Origin of the sequence: Candidatus Pseudomonas auctus (assembly GCF_048654275.1) — a bacterium.
Classification (GTDB): Bacteria; Pseudomonadota; Gammaproteobacteria; order Pseudomonadales; family Pseudomonadaceae; genus Aquipseudomonas; species Aquipseudomonas pharyngis.
In genome coordinates this window covers 334608-348229 of record NZ_JBJYZK010000001.1, presented here as the reverse complement: position 1 = coordinate 348229, position 13622 = coordinate 334608, and the positions used below count along the sequence as shown (strand labels likewise).

Sequence of the window (13622 nt, the reverse complement as noted above, 5' to 3'; positions counted from 1 at the left end):
AAATGATCAATTCCTGAGCCTGTTTTGTTTCCGGTGGGGTTTCTACAGTGCAGTTCGAGCCAGACCGGGTGGCCTGGCAAGACTTTGCAACCGTGGATGAACTGACCATGAGCACAGCAACAATCGGACAGGCTTATAACTACAAGGTCGTCCGCCAATTCGTCATCGCGACTGTTTTCTGGGGTGTCGTGGGCATGGCGATGGGGGTATGGATCGCCTCGCAGCTGGTATGGCCGGACATGAATCTGGACTTGCCGTGGACCACCTTCGGCCGCTTGCGACCGTTGCACACGAGCCTGGTGATTTTCGGTTTCGCCGGCAGCGCGCAATTCGCCGCAAGCTACTACGCGGTGCAGCGTACCTGCCAGGTGCGGCTGTACTCGGACAAACTCGCAGCCTTCACCTTTTGGGGCTGGCAATCGGTGATCGTGATCATGCTGGTCACCCTGCCGCTGGGCTACACCACCACCAAGGAATACGCCGAGATCGAATTCTCCGGCGCGGTGTGGATGGCGGTGGTCTGGGTCGCGTACGCCGTGGTGTTTTTCACCACCGTGGTGCAGCGCAAGACGAAGCATATCTACGTCGGTAACTGGTTTTTCGGCGCGTTCATCCTGGTGATTGCCATGCTGCATGTGGTCAATCACCTGTCGATTCCGGTGGACTGGTTCAAGTCCTATCCGGTGTATTCCGGGGCTACCGATGCGATGGTGCAATGGTGGTACGGCCACAACGCGGTGGGCTTCTTCCTGACCACCGGGTTCCTCGGGATGATGTATTACTTCGTGCCCAAGCAGGTGAATCGACCGGTGTATTCGTACCGGTTGTCGATCGTGCACTTCTGGGCGCTGATCACCCTGTACATCTGGGCCGGCCCGCACCATTTGCACTACACCGCACTGCCGGACTGGGCGCAGTCGCTGGGCATGGCGATGTCGCTGATCCTGCTGGCGCCGAGCTGGGGCGGGATGATCAACGGGATGATGACCCTCTCCGGCGCGTGGCATAAATTGCGCACCGACCCGATCCTGCGCTTCCTGGTTTTGTCGCTGGCGTTCTACGGCATGTCGACCTTCGAAGGGCCGATGATGGCGATCAAGACCGTCAATGCCCTCTCCCACTACACCGACTGGACCATCGGCCACGTCCACGCCGGGGCGCTGGGCTGGGTGGCGATGATCACCTTCGGCGCAACCTATCACATGGTGCCCAAGGTGTTTGGCCGCGAGCGCATGCACAGTACGCCGCTGATCAACCTGCACTTCTGGCTGGCGACCATTGGCACGGTGTTGTACATCGCTTCGATGTGGGTCAACGGCATTACTCAGGGCCTGATGTGGCGGGCGATCAACGAGGACGGCACGCTGACCTATTCGTTCGTCGAAGCGCTGCAAGCCAGTCATCCGGGGTTCATCGTGCGCTTTGCCGGCGGGGTGTTCTTCCTCAGCGGCATGTTGCTGATGGCCTATAACGTGTGGCGCACGGTACGGGTTGCCGACGTTGCACTCGCCCATCGTGAAGCGCAGATCGCCTGATCAAGGGAGCTGGTCATGTTCGATGTTTTATTGAATGTGTTGGGCGTGGTGTTTCTGTGGCTGGCGGTTGAGTACTGCCTGCGGCACGAGACGGCCGAGAGTCTGGATGAGGCGAGTCTGACGCCGTTTGCGGATGATCCGGAGGTGGCTCGGCGGGTTGAGTTGGCTACCGGTAAAACCGTGAAAGCGGTGGCGCCGGAGGTGGCGAAGCCGGGGTGGGTAAATCTTGAGATGTGAGGTGTGTCAGCCGCGCGGCCCTCACCCTAGCCCTCTCCCAGAGGGAGAGGGAACTGACCGGGTTGTACTTTCGAGTTACGCCGACCTGAAAAATCGAAGGTGAATGCAATATCAACAACGAAGAACTGCCCTTTCCCCGTGAACTGAGTTTTTGACAACCACGAAGATCTGCTCCCTTTCCCCCTCGCCCCCTTGGGGGAGGGGTTGGGCGGGCGGCGTTCCGATGAGGGGGTAGGCTTTTGATCTTAGGTGCGGTCGCGAGGGATGAGGCTCTGCAGTTGCTGCGCGAGAAAATTCGCATCGAAGGCAAAGGTATCCGGATCCTTCAACCCATTGGTCTTGCGCCACTGCCACTCCCCACCCGGCAGCCCCACCAACGAAACACTCCCATAACGCGCTGCCGTCAGCCCCACCACCGCCAGCGAAATCTGTCCACCGCTGCCCATCACATCCGGCACGAACTCCACCGGTTTGCCGGCAATCACGATGCTCAGTTTTTCAGTCTTGAAGGTTGAGGTCTCAACCGGCGTGCTCGGCCCGAACGCCACATAAGCCTCGCGACTGACCTCCAGCAACCCCGGCGCCTGCACCGGCTCCAGCCATTGCTGGATCTGCCCGAACAACTCGGTAATCCGTGTGGCCCAGGTCGCCGATTGCGTCTCGAACAATTGCTTCTTGTGCGCTTCGCTGTCGGCATAGTGGCGAAGCATTTCGCCCAGTTGCTGTACGTCGTCCATTGCGGTGTTCCTTCAAGGAGCGGTGCTGCGGACTTTGAGCATGGCAGATGCCGATGACGACCGTGCAAGTCATTTGCCTACCCGGTCGTCCTCTCGACCATTGACGGATAGAAGGTCAGCGTTTGCGCAGCCGCGCCATGCTCAAGGTGTCGACCCATTGCCCGTCACGCACAGCGTAATCGCGGAACAGGCCCTCGTTTTCGAAGCCGAACTTGCGATAGAGCTTGATGGCCGCCTCGTTATCGGCGTACACCGAAAGCTCGACCCGGTGCAGGTTCATCCAGTTGTCGGCGATGTCCAGCGCCGCTGCCAACAGCTTCGAACCGACACCCTTGCCCTGCCACGCTACCGCAACGGCCATGCCGACACTGCCCGCATGGCTGCGGCGAATCCGTGAATACTGCTCCAGCCCCAGATTGCCGATCACCACCCCCTGATGCAGCGCCACGAGTTGCACCACCCGCTCGTTGTCCGGCGCCAGGCGTTTGCGCCAGACCTCGGTGGTCTGAAACGGCATCTGCAACACCTGCCGGGTCACGGCCGGGTCGTTATAGAGCGCGGTGATGCCCTCGACGTGGGATTCGTTGTAGCGCTCGAGGTGAATGGCGGGGTTGTGCTCAGGCATGAAAGATCCCTCCTGGATCAGTGCGTGGCCGGTCACTGTAAACCGCTTCTTCACGGATTCGCCACGACTGTTTAAAGCCGTTGACCGAAACGTCCGGCAAGCCACAACGGCTTGCGCCATTGCTGTGCTGCTGGGGATTGCGCAGCTGATCATGCTGGGGGAACTGGCGGTGAATCGGGCGCTGGATAATCTGGAGTTGGCGGCTGAGCCGCGGCCCTGAGTGCTGAAACCAAAAACGGCCCTGCATGGGCCGTTTTTTGAGTCTGTTTAAAAAACCAGAACAAAATTTATGCAGCTATTCAAACCACTCCTGTCGCTCATTGAACGTCCGCCGTATCAACTCCACTAGTACCTGCACCTCTTCAACCTCCTGCGATTCACTGTTCACCGCCAACCAAGCCTGCAACCGCATCGCCTCCTCAAACAACCCCGGCAACGCCACCAACCCGCGATCAAACCGGCTCATGTACATCGGCAGCAACCCGATGCACGCGCTGCACCGGATCATCTCCAGCATCAGCTCGTAAGACTGCATCTGCACCACGCCCGCCAGACGCTGTTCAACCAGTTCATTCCACGGCCGAAAGCTGTCGATCTGCCGATCGTGCTGCCATTGCACCAGCATGAAATCGGCGAGGTCATCGGGGCTTTCCGGGCGTGCAGTCACGCGCGAATAGCGTTTGGCGATGTGCGGCTGGTATTCCAGTTGCGCCAGGCGTTGCGGTTCGCTGGTGGCGAAGGTCGGGCCGGGGTGCGGAGCTTCGCCGTGGGCGAGCCACAGCACGATGTCGGCGCTGACCGCGCGCAGGGCCAGTTCGCTGTCGAGGGCGATGATCTCGAGGCGCACGCTGGCGTTGCGGCGCAGCAGTGCGATGAGGTCGCGGCCAAGGATGTCATGCAGGATCGACTCGGCGACGGCCAGCCTGATCAAGGGCTGCTCAATCACCGGCAGCTTGCGTTCGTGGGCCAAAGCGATCAGTTGCGCCTGCAATTGCTGGCCTTCGCGGGTCAGGCTGAGCGCGCTGCCCTGAAAGCTGAACAGTGCGCATTGCAGTTGCTGTTCGAGCTGCGCCAGTTGCTTGCGCAGCAGGGTCGAGCGCACGTTGAGGCTGCGGGCGGCCTGCATGAAGCAGCCGCAACGGGCGCTGACCAGAAAGTATTGCGCGACGTCGCCGTCCAGGGTTGCGGCTTGCGCCAGCCAGGGTTCGTCCTTGTCCCGGGGCCAGCGGAAATCGGCGCTGCTCGGTCGTGCTGCGGGTTCGGTGAATGACATCGATGACTCCCTGTCGATCTTTGTTTTGGTGTGCCGCGCTTAGGGTTTGGTCTCCAGCACCTTGTTGAGCTCAGCCCCGTCGATGCTCAGCGTTGCGGTATTGAGCATGCCGTCCAGATACGCCTGGGCGATCTGTTCCTGACGCTGTGCCCGCAAGGCCTGGGTCAGTTGATCACGCAATTCGTCGAGGGTCGCGGTGCGGGCCGGTTGTTGTTCGGTGAGTTTGATCACGTGGAAACCGGCGCTGCTTTGAACGGGATCGGAGACCGCGCCGACTTTGAGCCGCGCCACCGCACCACGCACTTCCGGCACCAGTTGCTGCAAGGGTTGCAGGCCGGTATCTCCACCACGTTCAGCGGTGAGGCGATCCTGAGAAAACTCCTTCGCCAGTGCTGCAAAGTCCGCCGAAGTTGCCTGGGCTTTCTTGCTCAACTCCGCCGCCTGCTTGCGCACCGCCTCAAGGTTCTGTGGCTCATTCACCCCGAGGAAAATCTGGCTGACCCGATACAGCGCCGGCGTCTGCCAGTTGGCCTTGCCCGCGTCATATGCCTGCTGCAATTCAGCAGCGCTCGGGTAATCCGCCGGCACTTGGCTCACCGACTGCAAATAGTCGCGGAACACGATCTGTTCGGTGGCTGCACGGGTTTGCCGAACTACCTCCGGACGCTGCGCCCAGCCTTGGGCGTCGGCCTGTTCCAGCACGGCTTTTTCGGCCAGGCGTGAACGAATCCAGCGCTCCAGCGCCTCACGATTACCGCGCAGTTGCTCGCGAGTTTGCGGTGGAACGGCCGCCAGCAGCGCCTGCAATTCCTCCGGCGACACCTGCTGATTGCCCAACCGCGCCACCGCAGGCCCGCTGTTGGCCGCAATGACCGGCGCCGGTTGCTGGGCGGCGACCGGGTCATTGCCCGGCCGCACCACCAGCGCCACGGCGACCACCAACAGCGCCACCGCAGCGGCGCTGATTACCATGGCAGGTTTTGTCACAGCGCGACTTCCTCTTGCTCAACTTTTGGCGCCTGGGCGGCAGCTGCGTTCTGGGTGAAATCACGCAGGTAAACGATGAACTCCTGCAACAGGCGATCCCACAATTCCAGGTTGCCGCGCAGGTAATCGCCGCTGACGCCAGCGGCCACCACCACGTCCATCTCCATCACCAGAAACTCGCCCTGCAACGACAACCGGGCAAACCGGCGTGTTGCGTTCCACTGCTCGGCCACACCCGCCGGCAACTCACCCTGCACGCGCAAGGCGCAGCTGAAGGTGAAGTCGACGTAGCTGCCCTGCTCCACCACCGCAGGGTTGCCGAAACGCACGGCATAGCCGATGCCCTGGCTGGCGCTGAGCAACTGGACGATGCCGTTCTGTTCGGTCTGGTTGACGCGGTAACCGGCGGCTTGCAGCACGTCGGTCAGGGATTGCGGGGATACGTGGGAGATCAATTGAGTCATTACTTCTTCCTTGTCCATGAGTCTTTTAATCAGTGCGCGATCGCGGCTTGCGGCGCATCGAATTGAGTCTTGTACAGTTCATCGCCAAAGCCCTGAGCCAGTTCATCGAACTTGACCCGGGCACTGCCGGCGAAGGGCTGGCGGATCTTCATCACCTCGGCCACATCGATGTTTTCGTAGGCGCTGAGAATCTGCTTGGCCACGCCGTACATCTGCTGATTCTTGACCGAACATTGCTGCACTTGTGTGTCACGTTCAGCCAATTGCGCTTGAAGCTTAGACCGTTCTGCCTCTTTGGCACGGGCCATGACCAACAACTCGTCATAGGCTTTCTTGAACTTGCCGGTCTGCTCGTTGCTGGCCGCGACTTGCGCCTGGGCCTGGCTGTGCAAGGCTTGCTGCTGCCCGGCCAGTTGCTCGGCGAGGCCTTTGGCCTTGGCCAGTTCGGCGGTCAATTGCTTGATTTGCGCCTGTGCAGCCTTGGCTTCGTTCTGCGCCGCCAGTTGCGCGGCGCTGGCCTGGGCCTGCTGGCTTTGCAGGGTTTGCAGCTGCTGGGTGGTGCTGCGCAACTGGGTGCGCAGGCGTTCCTCCATGCCTTCGGCGCTCGCCCCGGTGGCGATCAACATCCCGAGTCCAAGCCATAAAAAGCGGATTTTCATAACCCTCTCCCCGCGCTTAGAAGCGCGTGTTGATCTCAAGCTGCATGACGTCGATGTCGAACGGCGCGCCATACACCGCCTCCGAACTCAGCCAGCGGCCGGTGGCGTAGACGTTCTTCGCCAGGCCGTAATTGCCGCCCAGGAAGTAGCCCTTGGCGTTGGTGCCGCCGAGGTGGAACGACGAATCGTTGAAGCCGTCCGGCAAGGCGTCCGGCTGGATGTACTTGTAGCCGGCGAACAGGTTCCAGTCGCCCTGCTTCTTCAGCTCCAGCGCGTTGCCGAGGGTGAACTGGACCATCCACGCATTGGCGCCGCTTTCGATGTTGCCGTTGCTGTCGAGGTTGTTGACCAGTTGCCCGGCCGAACGCTTGCGCATGTCGCCTTCGTCGTAGCCGAGGTTGTGGATGTAGTTGCCCTGGCTGCGCAGTTTGAAGTCTTCCGGCAGGTCGGCGTCCCACACCACGTTGAGGTCCAGCAGGTTGAATTCGGACGCCAGGCCAACGAATTGCGGTTGCGGCGTGGTGGTCGGGTTGAGCGGGTTCGGCGTGATGTCACGCAGCAGGAACACGCTGTTGCCCTTCTGCATGAATGCTGCGCGGGTGCCGTCGCTGTCGCAGCCCGGTGCGCCGGCCCAGGGTTCGCAAGGACTGGAGCGCTGGCCTTCGATGTCGTCGAAGCGGTAGTAGGCCAGCGCGCCTTTCAAGCGGTTGTTGCTGTTGATCGCCCATTTGGCGCCGATCTGCGCGCCGTACAGCCATTTGTTGTCGCTTTCTTCCTTGTCGAAGCCGTTGCTGGTGGTGGTGTCGTTGGTGTAGTCCACCGGGAACGCGCCGACGGTGCCGAACACGCCCCAGTCGCGGCTGAGCTTGTGGTCGAAAATCGCCGCCACACCGTCGAAGTTCAGGTCGTTGGAATACAGCATGTCGGTGGACATGAACGGGTTGGCGAAGCGGCCACCGGTCAGGGTCAGTTCATCCGACGGCTTCCAGGTCAGGTAACCCTGATCGAGCCAGATGTCCTTTTTCGAGAAGCCGCCGCCGAGGTTCTGGGTGGTCGACACCGGGTTGTTGTCCGAGCCGGTGCCGATGCGGATGCCGGCGGTCCATTCCGGCGAGATCACCGCTTTCATGCCCAGCCGGGCGCGCAGGCGGAACAGGTTTTCGCGGTCTTCGCGGGTGTTGAGCAACGGCGGCAACGCGGTGCTGCTGTTGGGGTTCACGTCGTATGGGCCGTTGTTGTTGAGCTTGGCGAAGTCGACGATTTCGTTGCTGTTGCTGCCCGAGTAATAGCGCGATTCGTCACGCAGGCGAATGTCGCCGTCGAAGCTGATGCGCGACGCCCAGTCCGGGAACGTATTGGGCGCGGCCCAGTTTTCCTGCTTGGCGGTGGCCATAACCTCAGCCTTGACCTGATCGCGGATCTGGTCGCGCACCGCAGCCGGTACGTATTGCACCCGCACATCGCCAGGCGCTGCGACCGGCCCGGCCGCCACGGCAGTAGACGCCGCAGCCTGCTTGGCCTGGGCCGCTTCGTTCTGGGCCTGGGCGATCAGCGCGTCGGCCTTGTCCTGTTTCAGAATGCCCTGCTCGACCAGCAAGCGGATCAGATTGATCGTGGCGTTCTCCGAGGGCGCAGGCGCTGCCGCAGCCTGACCGACCAGGGTCGCGATGACCATGCCGACCGCCAGGGACAATCGATTCACGTTGGAAATCATCTGCACACAACTCCTTTTCATACAGCTTTATGAATTCGGTTAACCCGGACGTCGCCCTTGCAGGGACATGCGCACAGGCAAGGTGATGGAGGCCGGTGGCCGTTCGCTCAGGTGGGGCGCGTTACGCAAGGCGGCCAGCACCTGACTGTCAATCTCGGGGTTGCCGCTGGACTTGATCAGCTCGACCCGGGTGATCTCGCCGACGCTGCTCAGCCACACATCGGCCTGCAGCGAAAACGCGAGGTTGCGCAGGTCGGGGTTCTCGCGCAGCAGCTTCTGGAAAGTGAACGCCAGGAACTGGCTGTAGGTGCCATTACCCAGTCGCCCGCCGCCGGAACCGGCCATGCCGCCGCCCTTGCCCGCGCCGATGTTGAAGGCGTCGCTGCCGCTCTGGGCGTCGCCGTCCATTTGCATCGGGTTGGCCAGGTCGTCCGCCGGCGATGGCGGTGCCTCTTCCTCGGGCTTGACCTCTTGCGGTTCGGGCGTTGGCTCGGGCTCGACGATTTTTTCTTCCACCGGGGTTTCCGGCTCCGGCGGTTTTTCCGGCGGCGGTGGTGGCGGTGGCGGCAACGGAATGATCGTCGGCACCTTCGGCGCTTCCCGGCGGATGCCGCTCATGTCGTTGGCCCACTGCCACAACAGGAACGCCGCGACGGCGCCCAGCAGCAGCCCGGCGCCCCACTTCACGTAGCGCAGTGGCGACTTTTTCACCGGCAAAGGCTCGATTGGCAGTTGTGCAGTCATCACTCAGCCCTGCGTCGGTTTGCCGGTAACGAGACCGACCTGGGACAGTTCGAGCCGGCGCAGCAGGTCCAGCACTTCGATGACTTTCTGGTACTGCACCGTAGCGTCGCCGCGCACGATCACCGGGAAGTCCGGGTTCTGTGCTTTTTCGATGCGCAGGCGTTCTTCCAGCTCCGGCAAGGTCACCGGGTAGGCGTCGAGGAACACCTGGCCGCCGTCGTTGACCGAAATCGCCTTGGTCTTGGCCTCGGACAGCGACACGGCGGCGCTGGCCTTGGGCAGGTTGATCTGGATCCCGGAGACCTGCGCGGTGGCGGTGAGGATGAACATCACCAGCACCACCATCAGCACGTCCACCAGAGGCGTGATGTTGATGCTGTCCACTGCGGCATCTTCGTCATCGTCGTGGGAGGCATTTACGGACGCCATGTCTTTGCTCCTCAGGCCGGTACGGAGTGGTTGGCGTGATGACCGCGCTGATGCGCCGCTTCACTGGACTGGCCTTCGCCGTGCATCTCCGCCAGCCGGGTAATGAACTCGTCGACGAACACCCGCATGTCGGCGCTGACTTCCTTGTTGCGGGTGATCAGGCGGTTGTAGCCAAACAGCGCCGGGATCGCTACGAACAGGCCCATGGCGGTCGCCAGCAAGGCTGCGGCCATACCTGGCGCGATGGCATTGATGTTGACATCGCCGGCCATGGCCGTGCCGAGGAACACCACCATGATCCCCAGCACGGTGCCGAGCAGGCCGATGTACGGGCCGCCGGCGATGGCGTTGGACAGGGTCGACAGTTTCGAGCTGAGCTGCTGGTTTTCCCGGGTGCGCACGCCGTCCATCGAGCAGCGGATGGCTTCGATGGTTGCAGCGGAAACCGACGAGGTATCGGCGCCCTGCTCGCGGCGGGTGCGGATCTCTTTTACCGCTACTTGATACAGACGCCACAGCGGCGAGTGCTGCAGGCGCTGGGCGAGTTGAGTGTCGTCGGCGAACATTTCCAGGCGGGTGCCGACCTTGGCGAACTGCACGCGAAAATCTTCGTTGGCGGCGGTGACGCGACTGAGGGTGCGGTTCTTGCGCAGCATGATGATCCACGACTGGAACATCATCAGCACCAGCACCGCGATGATCACCCAGGCGTCCACCGGCACCGCGTTGAGCAGGAAGCCGAGGCTGCCGAAACCGAAACCGGACTGTTCTTCATCGACGCCGTAAGCCACCAGTTTCGACTCGGCGCCCTGGGAAGTGGCGTCGGCCAGCAACAGCGGCGCCGGACGGGCGACTTTCGACAGGCGCAATTCATCGATGGCACCCACGAACGGCTGAAAAGCGCTCGGGGAAAGATCAGCACCAATGGCCATGACCGAGTTGAACGCCGGCATCGCCTGAGCCAGTGTCGCACCCTCGCGACCGTTGATGTACAGCGTCACTTTCGCCCCTTCGGCGGTCAGCGCGACGTGCTGCCATTGGCCCGGATTCAGCGGTTGCGTGGCGACGGCGCGCTGGCCGTCGATGTCCACGAACGGCACGCCCTGATTCACACCGACCAGCAGGCTGTTGGCACCTTCGCGGCGGGCCAGGATCAGTTGCTCGCCATTGGCCTGATCCAGTCGCAGCCAGGCACTGAAGGTGAACGCGCTGCCAGCGTTGTGCTGCAACGACGGACTGGCCGGCAACCGCAACGGCTGGCCGCTGAACTGCAAGGCCCGCCCTACTACGCCGTCAATGCTTGCGCCGGTCGCGCTCTGCGCGGTGTTGCCGTAAGCAGTGGTGTCTTTCGCCGGAGTGCCGGTGGCGCCGTCGAAGTGATAGAGCGCGGTGTAATTCGGATCGAACGTCAGTTGGCCGTTGCCGGTGGTCGGGGCTTTCTGGTTGCCGTAATACATCCAGATGTCCTGACGCTGACCGCCCTCGACATTCGGCACATCGACCCAGATCAGCGCCATGCCCATCAGCGCGTCGAAACTTTCGATCTGGTGGTTGAGCACGGTCTTGTCATCGGCGGCAACGAAGCGCAGGTCCGAGCCGTCCTCCTTCACGCCGTCGAAGGTGAAATTGCCGGTGTGCAGGCGCACCAACAGCGCGGTGCGGCCCAGGGCCTGATTGATCGCGGCACCTTGCGGCGTGGTGTCGACGGCGATCTGTTTGCGGTAATGCCAGTCGTCTTGCCACCAGGCCTGAGCCGTGGCCGGGAGCACGAAGCCCAGGCAGATCAACAACGAAAGGAAAAGGCGCTGCATGGAGGTGCTCCTTGTTAGAAAGTGGCCTGAAGGTTGAAGTGCAGGCGCGATTCCTGTTTCGAGGTGTTCGGCCCTTCGAGTAGCGGGTAGCCCCAGTCGAGGCTGCCGGACAGCCATTTGCTCAGGCTGGCGCGGGTGCCGAGGCCGACACTGGCCAGGGCGTAATTGGCGTCCTGGTCCGGCAGTTCGTCGCGCAGGTAGAGTTGCGCGCCCTCGGCGAAGGCGTAGAAGCGCCAGTCCTGCATCCAGCCGCCGACGTACTTGGCCAGCGACGGCGTGCGCAGCTCTTCGCTGAGCAGGAAGCCGTCATCGGCGGTGCGTTCGGCGGCCAGATAACCGCGCACCGAAGTGGCGCCACCAGCGGAGAATTGTTCGTTGGAAACCAGCGGCCCCGACGCCAATTGGAACGCGGCTTTACTCGCGCTCTGCCAGTCGCTGTCGAAGGTCCAGGTAAAGTTGGTATCGCCCTTGAGCACGGCGAAACTCGGGTTGGCGCGGTAGCGTTTGTAGTCGAAGTCTTCGTCGGAGCTGCCGTAGCCGAAGATGCTGCGGGTGGCGGCGACCAGGCTCAGACCCAGGCCGAGCTGGCTCTTTTCGCTGTAGCGATAGCCGTTGTAGGCGAAGGTGAACGGTGCGTATTTGAGCGGCACCTTGTCGCTCTCGCCGGACAGGGTCAGGCGTTCGTCGAAGTCCTTGAAGTCGATGCCGGCCGACAGCGAGTTCGACCAGTTGCCGCTGGACGGGATCGTGTAGATCGCCGCTACGCCGTAGGAATGGCCCTTGCCGAGCACGTTGCTGCCGCCGATGGTGGCGACGTTGCTGTCGGACTGGTAACCGGAGAACTGCACGCTCCAGCGCTCGGTCAGCGGCGCGGTGTAAGAGCCGGACCAGACCTTGGCGTTGTCGGTCTCCTGCGGTGCGGTGAAGAACGTCAGGTTGACGCTGTGCCCCAGCTGCCAGAGGTTGTTGTAGCCGAGGCTGGTGACGGTGCGCAGTTTTTCGGTGTCGGCGCTGTAGTCGTTGTTCAGCCCCACGCTGGCGGTCCACGGGTTCTGGTCTTCGACCTGCAAGTCCACATCCATGGTGCCGGGGCGCTGGCCTTCGCGCACCAGCGGCATCACCTGCCGACCCGGGGTCTTGTTGAGCTGCGCCAGTTCACCCTGAACCTTGGCGAAGTCCGGCACCTCGCCTTCCTTCAGCGCCGGGACATTGTCGCGAATATCCAGCGGCGAGTAGTGTTTGGCGCCAACCACCCGCACCCGGCCGACCTTGGTTTCGCTGACTTGCAGGTAGACGATGCCGTCGGCCACCGCCTGCTCCGGCAGTTCGACGAACACCGATTGATAACCGCGCTCCTGATAGGCCTTTTGCAGGGCATCCCGCGCGCCTTCGATGTCGCTCAAGGCTTTTTGCGGGCCGAGGAACGGGTACACCGCTTCTTCGATGGCCCGCGCATCGAGCACGGTGTTGCCGCGCACGAAGTATTCGTTGACGTCCACCAGACGCTGCGCCGCTGCGTTCTCGGCCTCTTCGGCGAACGCCGGCTGCGCGCCGGCCGTCACCAGCAGCCAGCCCCACAGCGCCAGCCGTGACGTGAAAATCTGCTCCACACTACCCCCTGAAATTCGCGATGACCTGTTGGCGCTTTTGCGCCTTGCGTGTGCGTCAATGACTGGCGTTGTTAATTGCTGACGTGCGGGACCGCGGCGTGCTTGCCCAGCCAGGTGTGCAGCAGCGCGAAGTTCAAGGAGAACTCGGGCATTTGCAGCAGCGCGCCGCAGAACACTTCACCGATGATTTTCTGGATAAGCTGCACCGCACGCGGCTCGTTGAGCAGCGTGGCGATGTCGCGACTGAGGACGTTGAAGCTCCAGACTTTCTGGTTCAGGCCCAGGCCGACGAACCAGCGGAACAGCAGGTTGTAATTGAGCTGTTCGTAGAGCTGCTGCTCGCTGGGCACCGAATACAGCAGTTGCAGCAGCAGGATGTGCATGACCGTCTGCGGAGCGATCAGCATGCCGGGCCGGGCATTGAGGTCGTGCAGGAGGTCGCGGTGGGCGTCGAGCAAATCGTCGATCTGCGGGCGCAGCAGCACCAGCGAATGACCCGGCGGAATGTAGCTGGAAACCTCTTTCAAGGCGCCCTGCCAGTCATCCTGCGACACGATCCAGACCCACGGCGCGCCGTAGCGATACACCGAAACCGGCTTCTTGCGCGCGGCCTCGACGATCTTCGACAGGCGTTGATCGAGTTCCTGCATGCCCACTTTCGAGTAGCGTTCCATAGTCCCCATTGCCTCACTCCCGGCGTCCCGCCTCGGCTTGTGAAAAGCGCCCCTCAGGGCCCCTCAAGCGCGTTACATAGGCATGACCGGACTGGCGATGTGCTACCGAACTTTTGTCATAAA

General features: G+C 62.2%; 14 protein-coding genes and 1 pseudogene. 3 read left to right on the top strand and 12 right to left on the bottom strand.

Annotated features, from left to right (window positions below; translation table 11 throughout):
• Window positions 1-107: 107 nt before the first annotated feature.
• Window positions 108-1535: a cytochrome-c oxidase, cbb3-type subunit I gene (ccoN, locus tag ACKUG4_RS01630; RefSeq protein WP_236190478.1), complete on the top strand. Its 1428-nt coding sequence runs from the start codon at window positions 108-110 to the stop codon at window positions 1533-1535.
• Window positions 1536-1550: 15 nt separating this feature from the next.
• A complete protein-coding gene (locus tag ACKUG4_RS01625; protein WP_064596255.1) occupies window positions 1551-1772 on the top strand; it encodes a hypothetical protein in 222 nt (73 codons plus the stop codon).
• A 245-nt stretch (window positions 1773-2017) separates the two neighbouring features.
• On the opposite strand, the gene ACKUG4_RS01620 is transcribed toward ACKUG4_RS01625, so the two are convergent.
• Window positions 2018-2509 carry a hypothetical protein gene (locus tag ACKUG4_RS01620; protein ID WP_445433256.1) on the bottom strand — a complete coding sequence of 164 codons (492 nt, stop codon included), beginning with the start codon at window positions 2507-2509 and terminating at the stop codon, window positions 2018-2020.
• A 115-nt stretch (window positions 2510-2624) separates the two neighbouring features.
• The gene (locus ACKUG4_RS01615; RefSeq protein ID WP_443525503.1) at window positions 2625-3134 is read right to left on the bottom strand and encodes a GNAT family N-acetyltransferase; all 510 of its coding nucleotides are present in this window, start codon (window positions 3132-3134) and stop codon (window positions 2625-2627) included.
• Between the two features lie 127 nt (window positions 3135-3261).
• Between ACKUG4_RS01615 and ACKUG4_RS01610 the strand changes: the two are divergent.
• Window positions 3262-3354 (top strand): annotated as a pseudogene (locus ACKUG4_RS01610) (DUF6124 family protein); the annotation flags it as partial.
• A 75-nt stretch (window positions 3355-3429) separates the two neighbouring features.
• Here the strand turns inward: ACKUG4_RS01610 and ACKUG4_RS01605 are convergent.
• From ACKUG4_RS01605 to ACKUG4_RS01560, 10 genes are all read right to left on the bottom strand, one after another.
• Window positions 3430-4407 carry a LysR family transcriptional regulator gene (locus tag ACKUG4_RS01605; RefSeq protein ID WP_445433255.1) on the bottom strand — a complete coding sequence of 326 codons (978 nt, stop codon included), beginning with the start codon at window positions 4405-4407 and terminating at the stop codon, window positions 3430-3432.
• 39 nt (window positions 4408-4446) lie between these two features.
• Window positions 4447-5394, bottom strand: a complete 948-nt coding sequence (locus tag ACKUG4_RS01600) for a peptidylprolyl isomerase (RefSeq protein ID WP_445433254.1) — start codon at window positions 5392-5394, stop codon at window positions 4447-4449.
• Window positions 5391-5858 (bottom strand): YbjN domain-containing protein, encoded by a 468-nt coding sequence (locus ACKUG4_RS01595; RefSeq protein WP_445433253.1) that lies wholly within the window; start codon window positions 5856-5858, stop codon window positions 5391-5393. The genes ACKUG4_RS01600 and ACKUG4_RS01595 overlap by 4 nt, the downstream gene beginning before the upstream one ends.
• A 29-nt stretch (window positions 5859-5887) precedes the next feature.
• The gene (locus ACKUG4_RS01590) at window positions 5888-6517 is read right to left on the bottom strand and encodes a DNA repair protein (RefSeq protein WP_445433252.1); all 630 of its coding nucleotides are present in this window, start codon (window positions 6515-6517) and stop codon (window positions 5888-5890) included.
• A 16-nt stretch (window positions 6518-6533) separates the two neighbouring features.
• Window positions 6534-8231 carry a putative porin gene (locus ACKUG4_RS01585; protein ID WP_007955107.1) on the bottom strand — a complete coding sequence of 566 codons (1698 nt, stop codon included), beginning with the start codon at window positions 8229-8231 and terminating at the stop codon, window positions 6534-6536.
• A gap of 39 nt (window positions 8232-8270) precedes the next feature.
• On the bottom strand, window positions 8271-8975 hold the full coding sequence (locus ACKUG4_RS01580; protein WP_103386885.1) for an energy transducer TonB family protein: 705 nt from the start codon (window positions 8973-8975) through the stop codon (window positions 8271-8273).
• A 3-nt stretch (window positions 8976-8978) separates the two neighbouring features.
• Window positions 8979-9404, bottom strand: coding sequence for an ExbD/TolR family protein (locus tag ACKUG4_RS01575; RefSeq protein ID WP_007955109.1), 426 nt, complete (start codon window positions 9402-9404; stop codon window positions 8979-8981).
• A gap of 11 nt (window positions 9405-9415) precedes the next feature.
• Window positions 9416-11215, bottom strand: a complete 1800-nt coding sequence (locus ACKUG4_RS01570) for a DUF2341 domain-containing protein (protein WP_445433251.1) — start codon at window positions 11213-11215, stop codon at window positions 9416-9418.
• Window positions 11216-11229: 14 nt separating this feature from the next.
• The gene (locus tag ACKUG4_RS01565; protein ID WP_085611750.1) at window positions 11230-12825 is read right to left on the bottom strand and encodes a ShlB/FhaC/HecB family hemolysin secretion/activation protein; all 1596 of its coding nucleotides are present in this window, start codon (window positions 12823-12825) and stop codon (window positions 11230-11232) included.
• Between the two features lie 71 nt (window positions 12826-12896).
• Window positions 12897-13508, bottom strand: a complete 612-nt coding sequence (locus ACKUG4_RS01560; RefSeq protein WP_445433250.1) for a transposase — start codon at window positions 13506-13508, stop codon at window positions 12897-12899.
• Between the last annotated feature and the right edge of the window lie 114 nt (window positions 13509-13622).